Below are 20,155 nucleotides of genomic sequence, written 5' to 3' on the forward strand. Positions count from 1 at the left end.
AGATACTAGCGAATAAATAGGTCATTTTAGCGATAGTAACTGGTCATCTCAAGTTATTCAAAAAATTGCCAGCAGTAGGGATGCTTTGTATAGCATTCTATTGCAGCTTCTTATATGATTCTCCATTTGAATTTTTGGGTTAAAATTTTGTCCAAGCTACAGCATACCCTAATACTCGTTTGCTTTTCTTTGCTTCTGCTTCTTCCTGGCATTACCGCCATGCCGGTTACCGATAGGGATGAAGCCCATTTTGCCCAAGCAAGCAGACAGATGCTGCAAACGGGGAATTATTTCCAGGTTCGGTTCCAGGAAAATACCCGCTTTCAAAAACCTCCTGGCATTAACTGGTTGCAAGCTGCCAGTGTGGGTTTATTTAGCAATGCCGATGCGAATGAAATTTGGCCTTACCGTATTCCTTCTACCTTAGGCGCTTTATTTTCGATTCTCCTGCTGTATTTTTTTTCTCGTCAGTTTGTCAATTCGAATACAGCATTTTTAGCGTCCGCATTATGTGCCACGTCATTGTTGTTGATTGTTGAAGCCCATATTGCGGTTATTGATGCTTCTTTGCTATCCGCTGTCTTGTTAATGCAAGGCGCGCTTTGGCAAATTTATGAGAAAGGGCTGAGAAGAGAGCCTGTTCATTGGGGATGGGCTTTTTGCTTTTGGTTTGCCATGACTTACGGCATGGTTTTAAAAGGTGTTACCCCCCTTGTCGGAATATTGACCGTCATTAGCCTTTGTCTGATTGAAAAACGCGTGGATTGGTTAAAAGAACTGCGGCTCTATCGTGGCCTTGCATTTTTCATGGTTAGCACCCTGGCCTGGTTAGGGATGTTGAATGCAGCAGAAAACAGCAACTATCTCATGCAAATGCTCCACAAAGATTTATTGCCTAAGTTACAAGGCGGGCACGAATCCCACGGCAAGCCACCTTTGTTTCACTTAGCCATTCTACCTTTGACCTTCTGGCCTGCTTCTTTGTTTTTATGGCAAGGAGGGGTTTATACGGTGCTTAACCGCCATCAGAAGATAATTAAATTTTTATTGGCCTGGATAATCCCGACCTGGTTTTTTTTCGAAATCATGCCGACCAAATTGCCACAATACGTTTTGCCTACTTTTCCAGCCATCGCTTTAATTTGTGCTCTGGCTATCAATAGTCAAAAAGACAGGGAACATTCGCCAGGAAAATGGCTGCATGGTTTACAAATTATGTGGGGCTTATTGTCGATTGGCTTTGCATTTGCAGTGGCGATATTGCCTTATCTGGTGACCCAGCAAATACCTTGGATCAGCATTATATTTTTTGTTTTAATCGCATCCATGACGGTCCTAGCTATTTACTTTGCCTGGCATGGAGCCTACCGCCGCGCCAGCCTCGTGATATTGTTGACTGCTCTTAGTGCTTACCCACTTATATTTACTAAAATCATTCCTCCTCTTGAACCCTTGTGGTTATCCCAAAATGTCGCGCAGCTCATTAATCAAAATCGAATTTCAGCAAGCGAGCCTTTGCTGGTGGTCGGTTACTCAGAGCCAAGCCTGGTGTTTAATTTAAACACCAAACTTGTAAAATTTATGGATGAATCTTCAGCAGTGCAAGAGCTAAAAAGGGCGCCACAGCGGTTGGCCCTTATTGATCGTGCTATCTTTAATGAATGGCTGCAAGGGGGCCTTCCATTAACGATCAGAGCACAAAGTCAGGGCTTCAATTACACAAAAGGTAAATGGGTTGAACTTTATCTGGTAGAACCACGACAACGAGGAGATAAGAATGCCACCATTTGATCGCTTTTTAGCGATAATGACAAAACCTTGGTTCATGTTAAGCTATGTCGGTTTAATTGCATTTTCTTTTTTATATCTTGACCGCCCGATTGCTGAATATTTTTACCATCTGGATCTAAGACTCCACTTTCCCTTAATTAATTCAATTACCCGCTTAGGCTTAGGCATCGTTTACCTGCCCGCCTTAGCGTTGTTGACATTAATTTTTCGATACATTGTTAAAAACCAGGAATGGGCTGCGCGCACGATGTTTTTATTTATCTGCGTGGCTATTCCTGGGGTGATTTGCGGTTTTTTAAAAGTCCTTTTCGGACGAGCACGACCCAATTTGTGGCTGCATTACGACGTGTATGGCTTTTTCGGCTTACAATTGCATGTGCCGTTTTGGTCATTTCCTTCTGGACATACAACAACCATCATGAGTCTGGCGTTTGGGTTGATAATCCTCTTTCCGCGCTATACCTATGCTTTCTTAATAGCAGGAATTACGGTGGCTCTTTCTCGCGTATTGTTAAACCATCATTATTTGAGCGACGTTTTGGCGGCTAGTTATTTAAGCTTGCTTGAAATAGGCATTTTACTCTGCTTTTTACGCCGAAAATCCTGGCTAGCACCGGCCTGGGGACATGCAGTATAATGCCCGCTTTCATGTTTACTTTAGAAGAGTAATACCAATAATGACCCCTAATGAGCTTTCAATCATCATTCCTGTTTACAATGAAGTAGATAACGTGGAGAGTTTATATCAGGAAATTGTTGCGGCTTTGCCGAAGGAACAATTTATTTATGAAGTAATCTTTGTTGATGATGGAAGCACAGATGGTACTTCAGACCGCTTAAGAGCACTTTCTCAGCAATTCGATAATCTAAAGGTTGTTTATCACAAAAGAAATTATGGTCAAAGTGCCGGCCTTGTCAGTGGAGCCAGAGCGGCACAATATCCCATGCTTGTTACCCTCGATGGCGATGGGCAGAATGATCCTAACGACATTCCTCTTTTGTTTAAACATCTAAAAGATGCAAAGACTGTTGTGCTCGGAAATCGAAAGAAAAGAGATGACAACGGCTTAAGGAGGATTTCATCACGCGTTGGTAATGGCATTAGAAAGCGGCTTTTAGACGATGATTGCCCCGATACCGGATGCAGTTTAAAACTCTTTCCAAGGGAAGCCTTCTTAGCACTTCCCCATTTCAATCATTTGCATCGGTTTTTGCCCGCTCTTTTTATTCGGGCTGGTTTTAAACTGGTAAATGTGCCAGTCAATCATCGTCCGAGATGGCATGGTGTTTCAAAGTATGGTGTGATGAATCGATTGTTTGTAGGCATTCATGATCTCATAGGTGTTCGCTGGCTGCTAAAACGACCCTGTGCGCCGGAGGTATCCACTCATGAAAACTGAAATGTACTGGTTGGCTCTTGGTTTAATTGGACAAGGAATTTTTTCCGCCCGTTTTATTGTCCAATGGCTCGTCAGTGAGAAAGAGAAAAAAAGTATTATTCCTGTCGCATTCTGGTACCTAAGTCTTTTGGGTGGCGTGACTTTGTTGGTTTATTCTATTTATAAACAAGACCCTGTATTTATTCTTGGGCAATCCACAGGTGTGTTCATCTATGGTAGAAACTTATATCTCATTCAGAGGGAGAGGGCTTCTCGTATGGCCAGGATAGATCGCATGAGTCAAAAGGGAATTTAATTTAATTGGGCTATTAATTTCCTGCCCAGCTCTTATTGTTCTTTAAAGCAGTCGTGCAGTTTAATTAAGAATACCATCATTTTGGTTTAATTGGCCATTTTCCCGTTAGTTTGCACAAGGATGTGAATGGGATTGGTCGTCTGCAGTGGAGCTTGGCTGAATCTGACAAATACCTTTTAATACCACAGGTCAAGTTAAAACACTAAATAAGTATGTCCTGCTATGGCCATTTTCTTCTCGGGATCCGAAATAAATTGAACAAGCGGTTTTGGCTGTTGCGAGACCCAAAAGGGAATGCTGTCTCCCAACCAAACCAGTAAACAACGTCCCTTCGGCAAGGAATAATCATTCGCGTCGGATAATAGCCAAAGATGTTTTAAAGAAAGAGCAGAGGCTAGATTTCCAAGCAACCAAAATGAATCTGACACAATCCAGTCGTCTTGTTTTGTATTCTGACCAACGAACTGGATTATGGTGCGTAATTGCTTTTCTCGTTCACGATTTTGATCCGTATGTTGAGTCAAAACCAAAATCGCCAGGAAAACCAACTCAGCAGAGAGGCAGAATATTAAAAAAAACTTTCCTGATTTTTTCACCGAAACTGTGTTTTTTAGTCGACTTAGAAACAGCAACGGAGAAAGAAACAAAATAGGCAGCAACCAACGGGATTTAAAATCATGAATATTAGCAATGACAACAAGCAATGACAGAAAAGGCACAGCGATTAAGTGATAACGTTTAAGCAGTCTATCTTTTGCGGTGCTGAGCAGTCTGTAATTTTCCCGAGGAAAAAAAGCCCACAGACAAGCCAAGACTGGCAGCGTAAACAACAGCAGATTTTGTACGAATTTCACAAATCCTTGCCATGAGGCATGGGTATGGGGATTGAGTTTATAAGCACTTGAAAAGGCAATTTGAGGGTGTTTTAAAATCCAATTCAAATAAGGGCTGAACATTAGTAAGCTCACCACTAGGCTCAGGATAATATAACGATTACATAAGATCGTTTGATATTCCTTAACTGAGAGTGCCGCTGAGATGGCAATGATGAGAAAAAGAAGATAATTAAATTTGGATAGGAGGCCCAGCCCTACTATTAATCCAAAAATCAAATACCAGAGCAATTTATTTGCAGGAGCAGGTTTTACAAGCCAATACCAGGTCAAAGTAACCATGAGTAATACGGTGATGGAATGTGTATTGTCTTTAATGAGATCCAGGCCGATGGATGGAATAAGTATCCAGGAAGCCAAGCCATAAAAGGCAATGGATGAAGATTCGCAATGAATTTCGCAAATTAAAAAAAAGCAATAAAATGACAAAAACAGTAAGCTATATTTCAGCAAGGCAACCGCAATCAGATTGCTGCCAAAAAACTGGAAAAAAAAATATTGCAACCAGCTGTAAAGAGGAGGCTGACCTAAGTACCCTGGTTTAAATTGTTGAGCAAGAACGACTTGTTCAGATTCGTCTAATAACAGCACATCGCCTCGAAAATAGATTCGAATAAAAAGCAAACTGAGGCAGATTACAAAGAGTGTAAAGGAAGGGTACTCAGCCCAAAAAGCCTTTTTTGTTGTTAGAACATCCATTTGAGGCAATAGTTCGAAGAAGAACTGGTCATTATGCAAAAAAAGTCGAGAATAAACCAGAGTCGTTCATGCGGAATGTGATTCCATTCGAAACAATTCAGTCACGCAACAAACCTAAAATTGCTTATTGGCATTTTTTTACCCTTAACTTAAGCTGTAAACAGGAGCAATAAAGCAAATAGCAGGGAGCAAACATGAATTTTGAAGAGGAACTCAAGCCATTAATTGCAGCCTATGCCGATTTTGATTCGCAACTTTTCGTCTACCAAGAAAAAAAAACGATGACGTTTGCAGAACGACAAAAAGTTGAAGCCAGTTTTATCGCTCTGGTTTGCCAATATCTTTCCCAAGATGGACTGGATGAAAAATGCATCGAATATTATATGAAAGAGCTTGAAAAGCTACTCCATCCCGATCGCTTCCCTCTTGCTTCACCTGAAATTAAATGGTTACAAGTTATACTGAGCGCCGATGTATTTGATCCGTCAAGTTGCTTAAATTTAGCAAAATTATGCGAAGCAAAATTAAAAAACCCAGAGGCTCCTGAATTTCACCTTGAGCATATAGCAACAATGGATGCTCTTATTTTCCGCTTGAGGCAAGATAGAAAGTTAGCAAAAACACTTACTGAGCGAGCTTTGCTGGATAGTGTCCTTTCCATGTTGAAATCAGCTGACCAATATAACAGTCAGCTCAATAGCCGAATTTCCTTGATTTGGGCACAGAAAATTAGCCAATTAATGCCTTATTTAACCACAGGATATTGCCTAAGCCTTTTTTTGAAGGAATTGGCTTTACTGTATGCAGTCACTTATACCCTGACCAGAGGTGGAAGATGGATTGAGCACTCTCACTCCAATGGGATACAAATGATTGGCCAAACCATGCGCGTGTTTGGTGAAGCGATTTTCAGCGCTGTCACTGCGCTCGTGGCCCGCTTGACGGAATTAAATATATTTGTTGCCAAAGGGGCTGTTAATCTAAGCGTGGATGCGAGCGATGGCTTGTATCGAATATTGGCTTGCCAAACTCAACCCACTCAAATGCTGACCGAAGATGCTAAATCTTTAGCACTTGCTCCACAGGATTTGTTTGGAGGTTTAAGGTTTGAAACATTCCAATTAAAATTAATTGCCGCCATTCTGGAAGAACAATCAGGCCGTTTGGAAAAGCAATGGTTTTATGATTGGCGTTTAGGCAGTAAAAAAAATGCTGCAATCAAAAAGGCGCTGCAGGGTCTTCAGCTAGTGGACAAAAGCGGGCTTGAAGAAAATATAAAATTGCAACAGGCAAGGAGCATAATACAGACCCTTGCTGATAATAGGAAGATAAACGTTTACGGGAGCGATACAGCCAAGGCAATCAGTAATGCAAGAAATACCTTAAAGTTATTGCTTGAACCTTCAGTGGCGCAAGAGCGCACGTTATCCATTGGTCAGAGCTGAATCTATTAACAGGAATTTCAAGGGGAAGTAAGTAACCTGGGTAATTTGGGTGTTCAGAAAAGAAAGCCCCAAGAGGTAAGAAAAAGGTAATTTGCCACGAAAGTTATTTGCATTCTTGATGATTTTGCCGATAATTGCAAAGATTTGCTTTGTGGGAAATTAAATGAAGATTTCAATTTATGGAGCAGGCTATGTTGGCCTTGTGTCCGCTGCTTGCCTGGCCAAACTTGGTCATCAAGTAACTTGCGCGGACATCAATCAAGAAAAAATTTCTATGTTACGAAGGGGTGAGTGTCCTATCTATGAAGAACATCTTCCTGAACTGTTGCATGAACAATCCAGAATAGAGCAGCTCTTTTTCACCAGCAATCTGGCCGAAGCGATTGCGCAAGCCGATATTCATCTCATTGCCACAGGGACGCCTAGCCTGCCAGACGGCAGTGCTGATTTATCTCAAGTGTTTGCTGTTGCCCGCCAGGTGGCGGAGCATGTTCAAAAAGATGGGGTTCTCGTCACCAAATCAACCGTGCCCGTAGGGACAGGGGATGCCATTCAAAGTTTAGTTGAAGAGGAGTTGGCAAAGAGAGGCAAAGCACTCAATATTTCTGTGGCTTCAAATCCTGAATTTTTACGTGAAGGAACGGCCGTTAACGATTTTTTAAAAGCGGATCGCATTGTGATTGGTGGCGATCGGCGGGCCCTTGAAGCATTGAAACGCATGTATCATCCCCTTGTTGAACAAGGTATTCCTCTTTTGTGTATGGGCCGAACGTCTGCAGAACTTAGCAAGTATGCAGCAAATGCCATGCTGGCTAGCCGAATCAGTTTTATTAACCACATAAGCCAATTGGCTGAGGCGGTTGGTGCCAATATTGATGAAGTACGTGAAGGAATGAGTTTGGATACCCGGATTGGCCCTCATTTTTTACAGCCGGGTATTGGCTATGGTGGATCCTGCTTTCCTAAGGATGTACGGGCTCTTATCCAAGTCACTAAGGCGAAAAAACTCCCTTCTGAGTTGTTAGAAGCAATAGATGAGGTGAATCGAGAGCAAAAAAACTGGGTTTTTAAAAAATTGGCCGGACATTTCAATAATCATCTTGAAGGATTGACAATTGCCATCTGGGGTTTGTCTTTTAAACCAGGGACCGATGACATAAGGGAGGCGAGCAGCCTCGTGGCGATTCAATCACTAAGAGAGGCTGGTGCAACACTCAGGCTTTTTGATCCAGTAGCAATGCCAGTTGCTAAAAAAATATTCACAAATGATCCCGAAATTGTCTTTTGTGAGAGTGCAGAGGAGGTATTTGATGAGAATTTGGATGCTTTGGTCATTGCTACGGAATGGCCTGATTTTAAACAGTTTGACTTGAAAACATTAAGAGATAGATTGGGTAAAGCGCCGATAATTGACGGACGTAATTGCTTTGATTTGAAAACAGTGGCCGCAGCAGAACTGACTTACTACTATTCAGTAGGCCGGCCGCTGGTTAAGAGTCAAAATTAATCTAGGAGTAGTAAAAGGATGCCTATAAAAAAAGCTGTATTTCCCGTCGCAGGAATAGGTTCACGTTTTTTACCTGCTACAAAGGCTAATCCAAAAGAAATGTTACCCATAGTGGATAAACCTTTAATCCAGTATGCAGTTGAAGAAGCAGTTAGGGTTGGTATTAACCATATGATTTTTATTACCAGCTCTAGTAAGCGGGCCATTGAGGATCACTTTGATAATCACTATGAATTGGAAAAACGCCTGGAAGAGCAGGGTAAAAATAAATTGCTTGAGTTGGTTAAAAACGTTTCGCCCCCAGGAATTCAGTTTACTTATGTGCGCCAAAATCAGCCTTTAGGTCTTGGACATGCTGTACTCTGTGCAGAACATGTAATTGGCGATGACCCGTTTGCCGTTCTGCTAGCAGACGATTTAATTGATGATTCCCGGATGCCTTGCTTGTCTGCCATGACTGAACACTTCAAGCAAGATGGTTTATCCGTGTTGGCAGTTCAGCCAGTTCCCTGGCATGATGTTCCACAATATGGCGTGGTGAGTGTTGTCGATGCTTCCAACAATTATTCAACTATACTTGCAATGATAGAAAAGCCTCAACGGGAGTTGGCTCCTTCTAATTTGGCAGCAGTCGGACGGTATATTTTCACTCCAGAAATTTTTTCCAGTCTTAGGCAAACCGTCCCTGATTCAAAAGGAGAAATTCAGTTAACCGATGGTATTCGCGGTTTATTGAAACAGCAAAAAGTTCAGGCTTATCAATTTCATGGAAAGCGCTATGATTGCGGTTCAAAATTAGGTTATTTGCAAGCGACTGTGGAATTGGGCTTAATCCATCCAGAAATTGGGCAGGAATTTAACGATTATTTACAAAATTTGAATTAGTTTCACAGTTCAATAACAAAGAAGACCTTGGTTGCGTTCAATTTGAATGCTAGATATTTTTAGCAGGGAAAGGAAAGGAAAATCAAACTTGAACTTTAGTCAATATCTCTGGCAAGATGCTGACTAAACAATATTTCCAGAGAGGAACTATGAAAATTCTGGTTGCAGTGAAGCGAGTCATCGATCCCTATGTGAAGGTTCGTGTTAAATCCGATCGAACGGGTGTCGAAACCCAAAACATCAAAATGTCAATGAATCCTTTTGATGAGATAGCCGTTGAAGAAGCATTGCGCCTGCGAGAAAAAAACATAGCGACAGAAGTTGTTGCTGTAACTATAGGTAATGATGCGAGTCAGGAAACCTTAAGACATGCTTTGGCTCTTGGCGCAGACAGGGCGATTTTAATCAAAACCGAGCAAAGCTATTGCAGTTTAAATATCGCCAAAATCTTGCACAAAATGGTCGAACAAGAAAAACCCGATCTGGTGTTAATGGGTAAACAAGCCATTGATGGCGATAATAATCAGACACCGCAAATGCTGGCTGCGCTTCTTGACTGGCCCCAGGCCACCTTTGCTTCCCAACTGCTCGTTAATGGAAAAACCATTGAAGTGACCCGTGAAATTGATGGCGGTCTTGAAACTTTGGCCATGGATATGCCGGCAATTGTCAGTAGTGATTTAAGACTAAACGAACCTCGGTATGCCAGTTTACCTAATATCATGAAAGCAAAACGCAAGCCTTTAGACAGCATTGAGCTTACTAGCTTGGGGTTAGATTTAAAAGAGCACATTCAGGTGCTTGAAGTGAGCGCACCCAGTTCTAGAAGTGCTGGGGTCAAACTGTCTTCTGTTGACGAGCTGATTAATAAATTAAAATTTGAAGCCAAAGTGCTTCCATAAGGAGAAGGAATGAGCACTTTAGTCATTGTAGAGCACGATAATAACAGCATGAACCCAGTTACACGCAACCTGGTAACTGCGGCTTTGCAAATTGATAAAGAACTTGTTTTATTGGTTTGTGGACACGAGTGCCAGAAGGTTGCTGAACAAGCTGCAAGCATAGCTGGTGTTCATGCTGTATGGCTGGTAGATAATGTTTCTTTAGCTCATCAAATGGCCGAAAACATGTCGAAATTAATTGTTTCACTGGCCAATTCTTTCAAAGCTGTTCTTGCTCCCGCAAGCACTTTCGGAAAAAATATCCTTCCACGGGTGGCAGCAAAGCTGGATGTGGCACAAGTGTCTGACGTCATTCGCATTGTTGACGATTGCACTTTTGAGCATCCAATCTATGCAGGAAATGCCATTGAAACAGTAAAGCTGCTGGATTCAATTAAAATTATGACGATTCGGGCTACAGCATTTGATGCAGTTGACAATGATCAAGCTCCTTGCTGCATCGAACGTTTGGATAAAACGGTTGAGGAAAACCCAAGCCGATTCATCAAGCACGAATTGAGTCGCTCAGAGCGCCCAGATTTAGCAAGTGCAAAAATTGTTGTTTCTGGTGGCCGTGGGCTTCAAAGTGCAGAAAAATTTAAATTGATTGAAGAATTGGCTGATGCTTTAGGTGCTGCGGTAGGTGCATCCCGAGCAGCAGTTGATGCAGGCTTCGTTCCCAATGATTATCAGGTAGGGCAAACCGGAAAAGTAGTTGCCCCGACTTTATACATGGCAATAGGCATTTCAGGTGCAGTTCAGCATCTGGCCGGTATGAAGGATTCAAAAGTAATCGTGGCGATTAATAAAGATGAGGATGCGCCTATTTTTCAAATAGCAGACTACGGTCTGGTTGGTGATTTATTTCAAATTGTACCTGAACTTACTCAAAAATTAAGGCACTCTGAATCGTAAAGTGCTGGTGGAACGTGCTGGAAAAAGAATATGTGTTGTTCTGTAGATAAACCGGACGAGATTGGATATCGCGAAGATTAACATCTTGGCGACATTAATTTAGACTATTTTTAAAGGAAAAATGATGTTTGTAGGGGTGCCAAAGGAAATTAAATCCCAGGAAAACCGAGTTGGTCTAGTTCCTGGTAGTGTACGTGAAATTGTTAGGGCCGGAAGTGAGGTGCTCGTTGAACAAGGTGCTGGTTTGGGCATTGGTATCACTGATGAACAATATCGCGCCGCCGGAGCAGAAATTGTTGCTACTGCCGAAGAAGTATTTGAACGAGCAGAACTAATCGTTAAAGTTAAAGAACCACAACCCATTGAATGCAAACGTTTAAAAGAAGGGCAGACCCTATTTACCTATCTGCATTTAGCCCCAGATCCACAGCAAACCAGGCTTTTAAAGGAGTCAGGTGCTACAGCTATTGCCTATGAAACCGTTACGCAAAATGATGGTGGCTTGCCCTTGCTGACGCCAATGTCACAAGTTGCTGGTCGAATGTCTATTCAGGCGGGTGCTCATTGCCTGGAGATGGCACAAGGAGGCAGTGGGGTGCTTTTAGGTGGTGTTCCAGGTGTTGCGCCTGCCAATGTGGTGGTCATTGGAGGCGGAGTTGTTGGCAGTAATGCTGTATGCATGGCAATGGGTATGGGGGCACGTGTAACAGTAATTGACAAATCACTAACCCGTTTACGTGAACTGGATTTTCAATTCGGATCAAAGTTAACAACCATATATGCCACAGTTGAATCGCTTGAGCAGTGCGTTGCAGAGGCTGATTTGGTCATTGGCGCCGTTCTGGTCCCAGGAGCCGCGGCTCCTAAATTAGTAACCCGGCCTATGCTTAAATCCATGCGCCCTGGTTCTGTGGTGGTGGATGTGGCTATCGATCAGGGTGGCTGCTTCGAAACAAGTCGACCCACTACTCATCAAAGCCCTACCTATACGGTTGAGAATATCGTTCACTATTGCGTTGCAAACATGCCTGGTGCTGTGCCGCGTACTTCGACCTTTGCCTTAAACAATGCTACTTTACCCTTTGTAATCAGTTTGGTTACCAAAGGAGTAAAGCTGGCGCTGCTCAGCGATGGCCACTTATTAAATGGTCTTAATGTGCATAAAGGTATGATTACTTATGAAGCAGTAGCTCGTGATTTGGGCTATGAACACGTCGATGCTACCGATGCTTTGGCCAGTTAACCCTGTGTTGGGCTCGCCCAACACAGTCTGCAGTTTTAATCTAGTCCGGTGAGGCAAAACTGACAACAACCTCATTCGAAGTTTTGCTAGCTAATTGACCATGGACAACCATTTCTGGAAACTGGCATAACTAAATTATGCCAGTTTCTGTCAGAATAGATTTTCTTGTGTGTCTGCCTCTGTTGACGTTTCAGTATCGTCTGAGGAAGGTTCTGTTCCTGGAACTTCCTGTTTGCGGAAATATTCAGTGATGGCATTGCTTTGATTGTTTCTAGCCAAGAGGCCAGTTTTAGGATCAATGCGTACGGCCACAACATTTTCAGGTTGTGGCATTTCCTTCTGCGGCATATTCACCAGGGCGACTTTCATAAAATCTATCCACATGGGCAATGCCAAGTTGGCTGCGTATTCATGAAGAGATTGCGGATTGTCAAAGCCAATCCAGGTGGTAACAACCAAATCGCGATTAAATCCAGCAAACCAGGCATCTACTTGATCGTTAGTCGTTCCTGTTTTTCCTGCTAAATCAGGTCGATTTAAAATTCTTGCTGCATGAGCGGTACCATGCTGAATGACCCCCTTTAATGCCGAAGTCATTAAAAAAGCAACATCAGATGAAATAACTCGAGGTGCCAAGCTCGCAGGATCAACCTTATCCGCTGAACAGTCATCACAAGCAATGGATGGTTTGGCTTGAAGCAAAATGGCGCCATTATTATCCGTAATGTGATCAATCAAATAGGGTTCGATACGAAAACCACCGTTTGCAAATACGGCATAAGCGGCTGTTAATTCCATGGGACTAACGGATAAGCTTCCTAAAGCTAAAGAAAGAGCCCGAGGCAATTTATCTTTTCGAAAGCCAAAACGAGAGATAAAGTCAATTGCATAATCAAAGCCTATGTCATCCAGGACCCGAATGGACACCAAGTTTCTTGAGTGGATTAAGGCATCTTTAAGGCGGGTGGGTCCATTAAATGTCAGATTCACATTATGGGGCCGCCACAAATTAGCCTGGCTTGGATCATCAACGACAATCGGCGCGTCATTGATTAAGGTTGCGAGTGTGTAACCTTTATTCAAAGCAGCAGCATAGACAAAGGGTTTAAAGCTTGACCCTGGTTGTCGTTCAGATTGTGTAGCCCGGTTGAATTTGCTTTTTAGAAAATCAAAGCCGCCCACTAATGCTTCCAAAGCTCCATTGTTGGGGTTTAAAGCCACCAAAGCACCTTCAACTTGCGGAATTTGACTCAGCAGCCATTTATTATTTTGGTTGCGTACATAAATAATATCGCCCACAGTAACGACTTGTTGAGCTTTCGTCGGGCTTCGTCCTGTCCAACCATTTTTAAGAGCGGGTCTTGCCCAGGATATTCCTTCCCAAGTGATAGTAAAGTTGCGACCTTGCCGGTTAGCAGCTATTGCTTCTTTATCGCCAACTGCCAAAACAACAGCAGGTTCAAGTGAATCTACTGCAGGATATTGCGCCAGCAATTTATGCAAAGCATCCGGAGACTGGCTGTTTACGCCGGTTATTTTGGCAATGGGCCCCCGATAACCATGCCGACGGTCATAGGCGAGAAGATTATCAACCACTACTTTGTTAGCAGTAGTCTGTAGGTCACCTTTTATGGTGGTGTAGACTTTATATCCTTTTGTGTAGGCTTTAGGGCCGAAATGATCAAACAGCGATTGACGAATCATTTCAGCTACATAGGGAGCTGGTACCTCAATGTTTGTGCCATGATATTTCGCGGTAATTGGTTGGGCTATGGCTTCCTGATATTGTTTTTCAGTAATGAAATTCTCTTCGAGGAGACGTTGAAGCACATGGTCGCGTCGTTTTTTGGCTGCCATGGGATTAGCAATGGGATTTTGCGTGGAAGGAGCTTGGGGTAAACCTGCGATCATGGCTAATTCTGCCAAATTTAATTCCTTTAGTGGCTTCCCGTAGTAAACTTCAGCGGCGGCACCGACCCCATAGGCTCGATTACCCAAATAAATTTTATTCAGATAGAGTTCAAGGATTTTTTCTTTGGGCAATTCGCGATCGATTTTAATGGCCAGTAAAATCTCATTAAACTTTCTTAGAAACGTTTTTTTGCGGCTTAGAAAGAAATTACGCGCTACCTGCATAGTTATGGTACTGCCACCTTGAGATTTTGTTCCAGTTTGCAGCATGCGGACAGTTGCCCGACCCAAACCAAAAATATCCACTCCAGGATGTTCAAAAAAACGTTGATCTTCCGTTGCTAGGATTGCTTTGATAAGCAGAGGGGGAATGTCTTCATAGTTGAGTGGAATTCGACGTTTCTCTCCGTACTCCTGAATTAATAAACCATCCTGAGTATAGATTCGCAGCGGGACTTGCAAGCGTACGGTTTTAAGGGAATCCACATTGGGTAGTTGACTTTCCAAATAAAGATAGAGAAAACTCACTGCCACAATAAGTAGAAATAAAAGACTGAATAAAGCCCATAAACCTTTGCGCCAAAAATATGCCGATTTTCTCATGAGATTTTTATGCAGAATCGATCAATAATTCGTGGGATTATAGCGCTATTTTTGGGTATATTGCGATCTTTCTAGGGAATTTAACTTAAGTTTTGATGGAATTGGTGCAATCCCCTCGATATCTGAGGGGACAACATTCAATCCGGATGATTAGCAGAATTGGTTTCGGGTGTTGAATCCAATGATTTTTCTTTCAGTAATGCTCCCAGGCCTGCATTAAAAAATGGGTGATATCCTACTGTGGCTCTGTGTCCCAAAGTTCCTCTGATAATGGGCGTGGTCATGTATCTCAATTCAACAACTTTCTGTTTGAGATCGTTTCTTTCTGATTGTAGTTCAGCAAGTTGCCGCTCATGTTCTTCTTTGGCCCGAGCCAGAGCGGACATTAGATTTTCAATTTCATCAAGGAGAAATTGTTTTTCCTCTTCTTGCTTTGGCTTATTTTCATAAACTGATTTTTTTTCCTCTTCAAGTTCCTGTTTCTCATATTTCAGCAACTTTACCTCTTCTTCCAGACGATGAACCCGTTTTATCATTTCTTCATTTTCTTGCGCTAACGCATCATTTTTCTGTTTTAAAAGCTCATTTTCTTGCTTTAAAGCTTCATTTTTTTGTTCAGAAAATTGTTGCTGGTGTTCATTAATAAGTCTGTCAATCAGGGAAGTAATAGATTTTTCACTGTAGTCGGTCAGAGATAAGGGTTGCAGAAGTAAACGCTCGATTAGTTGCCCTGAATTGGACAGGGTATAACGTTTTAAAAGACCTCTAGTGCAGCCAATGAGTTTTTCACTTTTTCCGTCATATACAATCGTCAATTCGTTATTATGAGAAGTTTTTAATAAATTACTGGCTACTTGAATTAAAATTTTAAGATCCTGAGAAACCCCTTCAATTTCAGTAGGACTCAGTGGTCTCGGTTGGTCCACCAAAGGTTTCAATTTCATGTAATTGAACAAAAAATAATCCATTAGATTTTGCCGATCCGTATAATTGCGGGTAGAGTCATTAATTACGGTTTGTAATGTTTCAAAAATTTCCCTATTTGAATTCTTTAATAACGCTTCAATATTTAAATTACGCCAAGACTCTTTTGAGCCTTGCTCAGGTTGACTTTGCCCATAACTTAAAATTATTTCACAAAGGGATTGGATGGTTTCTTGTAAACGTGTCATAAAAACTCCTTTTAACGATGTTATGTGATGGGTAAAAATGCTCCCAGCAAAATCCACTATATTTAAAGCCTAATGGGAGTGCAAGTGTTGGACAGTCGGGCAACGCAAAAGTTAATAAGTATAGTTTTAAATCTAATCCATCCATTCATGCAATAAATATTTTATTTTTTCAAAAACTTAGGATATATTTACATCCCCTTGGCGGCATAGGAAATGGTCTGCCATGGATTGTCCAACTCAGCAAATAAGGAATTAACGTGTTTAGGCGATTTAAATATTTCAATCGCCCTATTTTGGGTATTGATATAGGTCCCCTGCAGGTGAAAATCGTGCAGATTTCAAGGGACTTGAAGGAATGTCAGGTTGATTTTGCTCTTAGCGAAGCTTTGCCTCCTCATGCTGTCATAGATAACCAAATTCAAGATGCAAATGCCATTGTATGCTGCATTAGCAAAATGCTCGCAAAGATCGGGTTAACAAGTAATTTAGCTGTACTTGCTTTGCCTAACTCGGCAGTGCTTTGCAAACTCATTCAGATAAGCAATAAAGTACCCGAAATGGAGCGCGAACAATTTATTTTGTTTGAAGCCGCTAAGCTTTTTGCCAATCCTGCACAAGAACTAAATTTTGATTTTGTCATAAAAGGCCAATCCGCTATGCATAATAATGCCTTGGATGTGCTGTTGTTTGCCAGCCGAGCTGAGCACATCAATAGCCGTTTGGAAATTATGAATCAACTTGGTCTAACAGCCAAAGCAGTCGAGATGGAATCGACCAGCTTTGAACGTCTTCTACTCTGGCTAGGCAGCTCTCCAAATGAGTTTAGATCGAAAACAACAGGTATTGTTTTAATAAAAAATCTTTCTATTAGTCTTCACGTCATGGAAAAAGCAACAACTATTTTTAGCTATGAAGAAAGCTTTGCCACTCAACAATGGCTCAAGACCTTATCAAAGGATACTGCCGGAATTTTCAGACAAATCCCTGCAACGCAAGCAAAAACTGAAGAACTTCCTCAAGAGCTTCTGTTAAGACAGATTAAACGAATGCAGCAATTTTTTGCTTCGACTCATAAGAAATCGATAGATCACTTCTTTTTAATTGCTGAAATGAATGATGTTTTCTCTTTTAATGAACGCTTACGAGAAAAACTGGGAACCTCCGTCAGTATTGCCAATCCATTTGCGCGACTGAAATTCTCAGAGGATTGCTCAGTCAAACCAGCAAAGGCTAGATGGCCTTCATTTAGTCTGGCTTGTGGTTTGGCTTTAAGGAGCTCATTGGGACATGAATGATATAAACTTTTTGCCTTGGAGGAACACAATTAGGGCAGAGCGGCGTACAAGATTTATTCTGCTACTTGTTTTTTCCTTGTTGTCTTCAATTAGCCTGATTGGCTTTTTTAAATCGTATTACAGCTTTGCAATTACCCGACAGCTAAAACGCAATGCTCAATTAGAAAGTGAGATAAAGCAATGCGAGCTTAAGCTCAAGGGAAATCAGGAGGTTTATCAAAAGCACGCTTCTGTCATGAGATTTTTTGAAAGAATTAAGCAATTTCGGAGGCATTGCATCCTTGCGGTGCACTTATTGGAAGAGCTTTGCACCATTCTGCCACAGCAGGTACGCCTAAAGAAAATCTCTGGAAAAAATCAGCTTATCTTATTACAAGGCCAAACAAAGTCTCAACATGAATTAGGAATTTTAATTCGTTTAATGGAAAAAAATCACTGGCTTTCGCAACCTCGCTTGCTTGAAATGAGAAAAATGGAATTCCACGGAAAGAATGTAGCGCAGTTTAAATTAAGCTTGATGCTGAAAGCGGACGCAATTGGGTGAGGAAACTAGCATGAAATGTATTGAATGGAAATCGGGTTTCCTTGAGGCTTTCCAATTTTTAAAGATTATCCTTATTGCTGGTATTTTATCAACCCTAGGGTTTGGCTATCTAATTTACCTAAAACCTCAAAAAGAAAGCTATTGGCATTTAAAGCAATTTGAAGGGGCTTTAAAACAGCAGCTTAAGACAAGTCGATTATCCCTTGTAAAGCTGGATAGAATGAGGGCAGAGATCAGCTTGGTCCATAAAATTTTGGCAAGCTCATTGAATCCATTGGCCAGTGGAGGCAAGTCGCCTTCCCTACTTGAATCCCTATTCCAGCAAGCCAAAGACCAGCATCTTAGTATCAACCTCTTTGCTCCTTCCTCAGAAAAAGACCATGGATTTTATCGCGAATTGACGATCAAGATGAGCGTGAAAGGACATTATCATGAAATGGCGAGCTTTCTAGGCGGGCTTACTGGTCTTTTAAGTGCAATGCAATTTAGGAGTTTTGAAATCTCAAGCTCATCTTCTGCTAACTCATCTCAGGAGTTATTAATGAAATTGACATTAAAAATTTATCGGCTGAAATAGATGACAGTATTCAAAGGATTATCTTTTATTTTTCTGTCCTTAATGATGAGTACATCTAACTCCTCACAGAGTGACTTTATTGAAAAGTACAGCAGGGCTCATGTAAGCAAGAAAAATACTATATCTTTAGTCTTACCTGGGATGGGCCTTGTTCCCCCTTATTTTTATTCTGCTCACATAGAAATACGAACCCCATTTAGTTGGGGGACAAGAATAAAAACAAAGCAGCACCCAGTTGTATCCTCTACGGAAGTTTTAACCAAAACGCCTTTGAAACAGATTAGATTTGTAGGTCAACTTCGAACCACATCCACGACTTGGGCCCTGGTCTTAGGCGGAAATGGAAAGTTAATACACGTAAAAAAAGGGGATTACCTGGGAAGAGAGAAAAGTAGAATCATAAAAATTCATAAAGCGGCTTTGATTCTCAAGAGTGGTTCTCTAAGATTAGCAACTAATAAGGGACTCGTAAGTTGATTAGACTGCAATGTTTTTACGTCATACTAGGACTGTATCTACTGATAACCAATGAATTCGCTTTTGCTAATCCGGCAGCAGCGGCTCCGCCTTCGGACACCAAAGCCTTAGAGCAATCGTTTCATCAAAAACGAATTTCTTTAAATTTTCAAGACATTGAAGTTCGCGCTGTTTTGCAGGTATTGGCTGAATTTGCTGGAATAAATATGGTTGTCAGTGATACAGTAAAGGGCAAAATTACACTTAGTTTAAACAATGTAGCTTGGGATCATGCTTTGAGTATTATTTTACGAACGCAATCTCTGGAGAAGAGATTGATGGGTAGAGTTTTGTTTATTGCTCCTACAGATGAAATCAGCCATTATGAAAAAAAAGTTCAGGAATCCAAACTCGAACTGAAAAACTTGGCTCCTTTGAAGTCCCAGCTCATTACCATAAACTACGCCAAAGTTTCTGACATTGCCAGTATCTTACAGGATAAAAAGGAGGCTTTCCTTTCTCCGCGAGGTCAGCTTATTGCTGATCCCAGAACAAATACATTGTGGGTTCAGGACAGCGCGAGTCGCTTGGCAACCATTAGAAAAATAATTAAGCAGTTCGATGTGCCGGTGAAACAAGTGTTAATTGAGGCGCGTATTGTCAATGTGACCAAGGACGTTGCGCAGGATTTGGGTTTGCATTTTAGTATTTCCAAACCTGGATTATTGTCTTCCTTAAGAGCTCAAGGACAAAATCTTGAAGCAAGTTCCTCTCTGGCTGAGCGTTTAAATTTTGATTTTGGCAATCTGGCTGTCCCCAGTTCACCTGTCTCTATTGGGGTTGCGCTGGCCAAATTAGGCGACGGTATTTTGCTTGATTTAGAGCTTTCCGCACTTGAAAGCGAAGGGCGCGGAGAGGTAATCTCAAGCCCACGGCTGATTACCACCAACCAGCAGCCTGCATTAATTGAGTCTGGAGAGGAAATTCCTTACCAGGAATCCACTTCCAGTGGCGCCACTGCTGTGTCATTCAAAAAAGCCGTACTCAGTTTGAAAGTTACGCCACAAATTACACCTGACGCTAAAATTTTAATGGATTTGAAAATTAACCAGGACATCCCTACACCAAAAGTGTTTAATGGAGTGCCGACAATTTTAACAAAGGAAATTCAAACCAAGATCTTAGCAAATAATTGTCAGACCATTGTGCTGGGTGGAATCTATAAACAAGATAAAAATAACGAGATAAATCGCGTACCTTTTTTGGGGGAGCTGCCTTTGCTGGGCGGATTATTTCGAAATCGGGCTGCATCAATTCGAAATGAGGAGTTGCTCATTTTCATTACTCCTAGGATAATAACAAACTATTCTTTGCCAAAACATCCGAATAACGGAAGGCAAAATGTTGTAAGAGGTGTAAAATTAGTGAATCAGGAAGATATAACAAGATCTTGAGGAACAACGTCAGTTTGAGTATTGATTAGTAAATTCAAGGTCGAATGGCAAGAGGTGATTTGTTGCGTGTAAAATAAAATAAATCCGGGAATCAAGTAAGGGAAATGTGGCTTAATTTTTGCGCTGTAT

18 protein-coding genes are annotated in these 20,155 nt (G+C 41.6%); 15 read left to right on the top strand and 3 right to left on the bottom strand.

All coding sequences use genetic code 11. The features are described from left to right. Positions 1-114: 114 nt before the first annotated feature. Genes EL203_RS04630 through EL203_RS04645 form a run of 4 tightly spaced genes read left to right on the top strand, consistent with a single transcriptional unit; the run spans position 115 to position 3,486 of the window. Entirely contained in the window at positions 115-1,791 is a 1,677-nt protein-coding gene (locus EL203_RS04630; protein ID WP_058470290.1) for an ArnT family glycosyltransferase, read from the top strand. Continuing rightward, entirely contained in the window at positions 1,778-2,428 is a 651-nt protein-coding gene (locus EL203_RS04635; protein ID WP_058470289.1) for a phosphatase PAP2 family protein, read from the top strand. Before EL203_RS04630 ends, EL203_RS04635 begins: the two co-directional genes overlap by 14 nt. Before the next feature lie 40 nt (positions 2,429-2,468). Further along, positions 2,469-3,191, top strand: coding sequence for a glycosyltransferase family 2 protein (locus EL203_RS04640; RefSeq protein ID WP_058472155.1), 723 nt, complete (start codon positions 2,469-2,471; stop codon positions 3,189-3,191). Then, positions 3,181-3,486 carry a lipid-A-disaccharide synthase N-terminal domain-containing protein gene (locus EL203_RS04645; protein WP_058470288.1) on the top strand — a complete coding sequence of 102 codons (306 nt, stop codon included), beginning with the start codon at positions 3,181-3,183 and terminating at the stop codon, positions 3,484-3,486. The genes EL203_RS04640 and EL203_RS04645 overlap by 11 nt, the downstream gene beginning before the upstream one ends. A gap of 194 nt (positions 3,487-3,680) precedes the next feature. Here the strand turns inward: EL203_RS04645 and EL203_RS04650 are convergent, their stop codons facing one another. Then, complete coding sequence (locus EL203_RS04650) at positions 3,681-5,078, bottom strand: glycosyltransferase family 39 protein (protein WP_058470287.1); 1,398 nt, start codon at positions 5,076-5,078, stop codon at positions 3,681-3,683. A gap of 194 nt (positions 5,079-5,272) precedes the next feature. Here EL203_RS04650 and EL203_RS04655 point away from each other — a divergent pair, with 194 nt between their 5' ends. The 6 genes from EL203_RS04655 to ald all read left to right on the top strand — a co-directional run bounded on the left by EL203_RS04655 (position 5,273) and on the right by ald (position 12,014). Continuing rightward, on the top strand, positions 5,273-6,523 hold the full coding sequence (locus tag EL203_RS04655; protein WP_058470286.1) for a hypothetical protein: 1,251 nt from the start codon (positions 5,273-5,275) through the stop codon (positions 6,521-6,523). A 163-nt stretch (positions 6,524-6,686) separates the two neighbouring features. Beyond that, positions 6,687-8,030, top strand: coding sequence for a UDP-glucose dehydrogenase family protein (locus tag EL203_RS04660; protein ID WP_058470285.1), 1,344 nt, complete (start codon positions 6,687-6,689; stop codon positions 8,028-8,030). An 18-nt stretch (positions 8,031-8,048) separates the two neighbouring features. After that, complete coding sequence (gene galU, locus EL203_RS04665) at positions 8,049-8,915, top strand: UTP--glucose-1-phosphate uridylyltransferase GalU (RefSeq protein WP_058470284.1); 867 nt, start codon at positions 8,049-8,051, stop codon at positions 8,913-8,915. Between the two features lie 149 nt (positions 8,916-9,064). Beyond that, positions 9,065-9,817 (top strand): electron transfer flavoprotein subunit beta/FixA family protein, encoded by a 753-nt coding sequence (locus tag EL203_RS04670; protein ID WP_058470283.1) that lies wholly within the window; start codon positions 9,065-9,067, stop codon positions 9,815-9,817. A 9-nt stretch (positions 9,818-9,826) separates the two neighbouring features. After that, positions 9,827-10,771, top strand: a complete 945-nt coding sequence (locus tag EL203_RS04675) for an electron transfer flavoprotein subunit alpha/FixB family protein (RefSeq protein WP_058470282.1) — start codon at positions 9,827-9,829, stop codon at positions 10,769-10,771. A gap of 124 nt (positions 10,772-10,895) precedes the next feature. Next, positions 10,896-12,014 carry an alanine dehydrogenase gene (ald, locus tag EL203_RS04680; protein ID WP_058470281.1) on the top strand — a complete coding sequence of 373 codons (1,119 nt, stop codon included), beginning with the start codon at positions 10,896-10,898 and terminating at the stop codon, positions 12,012-12,014. 150 nt (positions 12,015-12,164) lie between these two features. Here ald and EL203_RS04685 read toward each other — a convergent pair whose 3' ends face one another. Beyond that, positions 12,165-14,528: a penicillin-binding protein 1A gene (locus EL203_RS04685; protein WP_058470280.1), complete on the bottom strand. Its 2,364-nt coding sequence runs from the start codon at positions 14,526-14,528 to the stop codon at positions 12,165-12,167. A gap of 137 nt (positions 14,529-14,665) precedes the next feature. Continuing rightward, on the bottom strand, positions 14,666-15,700 hold the full coding sequence (locus EL203_RS04690; protein ID WP_058470279.1) for a hypothetical protein: 1,035 nt from the start codon (positions 15,698-15,700) through the stop codon (positions 14,666-14,668). A 257-nt stretch (positions 15,701-15,957) separates the two neighbouring features. Between EL203_RS04690 and pilM the strand changes: the two genes are divergently transcribed. From pilM to EL203_RS04715, 5 genes are read left to right on the top strand one after another with little or no spacing between them, the layout of a single operon-like run. Beyond that, the gene (gene pilM / locus EL203_RS04695) at positions 15,958-16,995 is read left to right on the top strand and encodes a type IV pilus biogenesis protein PilM (RefSeq protein ID WP_058470278.1); all 1,038 of its coding nucleotides are present in this window, start codon (positions 15,958-15,960) and stop codon (positions 16,993-16,995) included. Then, positions 16,988-17,539, top strand: coding sequence for a PilN domain-containing protein (locus EL203_RS04700; protein ID WP_058470277.1), 552 nt, complete (start codon positions 16,988-16,990; stop codon positions 17,537-17,539). Before pilM ends, EL203_RS04700 begins: the two co-directional genes overlap by 8 nt. 10 nt (positions 17,540-17,549) lie before the next feature. Next, complete coding sequence (locus EL203_RS04705; RefSeq protein WP_058470276.1) at positions 17,550-18,116, top strand: type IV pilus inner membrane component PilO; 567 nt, start codon at positions 17,550-17,552, stop codon at positions 18,114-18,116. Further along, positions 18,117-18,593, top strand: coding sequence for a pilus assembly protein PilP (locus tag EL203_RS04710; protein ID WP_058470275.1), 477 nt, complete (start codon positions 18,117-18,119; stop codon positions 18,591-18,593). After that, positions 18,590-20,026, top strand: a complete 1,437-nt coding sequence (locus EL203_RS04715; protein ID WP_058470274.1) for a type IV pilus secretin PilQ — start codon at positions 18,590-18,592, stop codon at positions 20,024-20,026. The genes EL203_RS04710 and EL203_RS04715 overlap by 4 nt, the downstream gene beginning before the upstream one ends. The last annotated feature ends 129 nt before the right edge of the window (positions 20,027-20,155 follow it).

It is taken from the genome of Legionella jordanis (assembly GCF_900637635.1).
In the GTDB taxonomy this organism is placed as follows: Bacteria; Pseudomonadota; Gammaproteobacteria; order Legionellales; family Legionellaceae; genus Tatlockia; species Tatlockia jordanis.

Bases quoted from the DNA above. Each gene is read 5' to 3' on its own strand.
- EL203_RS04630 (WP_058470290.1), top strand. From the start codon at position 115: ATGATTCTCCATTTGAATTTTTGGGTTAAAATTTTGTCCAAGCTACAG.
- EL203_RS04645 (WP_058470288.1), top strand. From the start codon at position 3,181: ATGAAAACTGAAATGTACTGGTTGGCTCTTGGTTTAATTGGACAAGGA.
- EL203_RS04660 (WP_058470285.1), top strand. From the start codon at position 6,687: ATGAAGATTTCAATTTATGGAGCAGGCTATGTTGGCCTTGTGTCCGCT.
- EL203_RS04650 (WP_058470287.1), bottom strand. From the start codon at position 5,078: ATGGATGTTCTAACAACAAAAAAGGCTTTTTGGGCTGAGTACCCTTCC.
- galU (WP_058470284.1), top strand. From the start codon at position 8,049: ATGCCTATAAAAAAAGCTGTATTTCCCGTCGCAGGAATAGGTTCACGT.
- EL203_RS04675 (WP_058470282.1), top strand. From the start codon at position 9,827: ATGAGCACTTTAGTCATTGTAGAGCACGATAATAACAGCATGAACCCA.
- EL203_RS04640 (WP_058472155.1), top strand. From the start codon at position 2,469: ATGACCCCTAATGAGCTTTCAATCATCATTCCTGTTTACAATGAAGTA.
- EL203_RS04705 (WP_058470276.1), top strand. From the start codon at position 17,550: ATGAAATGTATTGAATGGAAATCGGGTTTCCTTGAGGCTTTCCAATTT.
- EL203_RS04685 (WP_058470280.1), bottom strand. From the start codon at position 14,528: ATGAGAAAATCGGCATATTTTTGGCGCAAAGGTTTATGGGCTTTATTC.
- EL203_RS04635 (WP_058470289.1), top strand. From the start codon at position 1,778: ATGCCACCATTTGATCGCTTTTTAGCGATAATGACAAAACCTTGGTTC.
- ald (WP_058470281.1), top strand. From the start codon at position 10,896: ATGTTTGTAGGGGTGCCAAAGGAAATTAAATCCCAGGAAAACCGAGTT.
- EL203_RS04710 (WP_058470275.1), top strand. From the start codon at position 18,117: ATGACAGTATTCAAAGGATTATCTTTTATTTTTCTGTCCTTAATGATG.
- EL203_RS04670 (WP_058470283.1), top strand. From the start codon at position 9,065: ATGAAAATTCTGGTTGCAGTGAAGCGAGTCATCGATCCCTATGTGAAG.
- EL203_RS04700 (WP_058470277.1), top strand. From the start codon at position 16,988: ATGAATGATATAAACTTTTTGCCTTGGAGGAACACAATTAGGGCAGAG.
- EL203_RS04655 (WP_058470286.1), top strand. From the start codon at position 5,273: ATGAATTTTGAAGAGGAACTCAAGCCATTAATTGCAGCCTATGCCGAT.
- EL203_RS04690 (WP_058470279.1), bottom strand. From the start codon at position 15,700: ATGACACGTTTACAAGAAACCATCCAATCCCTTTGTGAAATAATTTTA.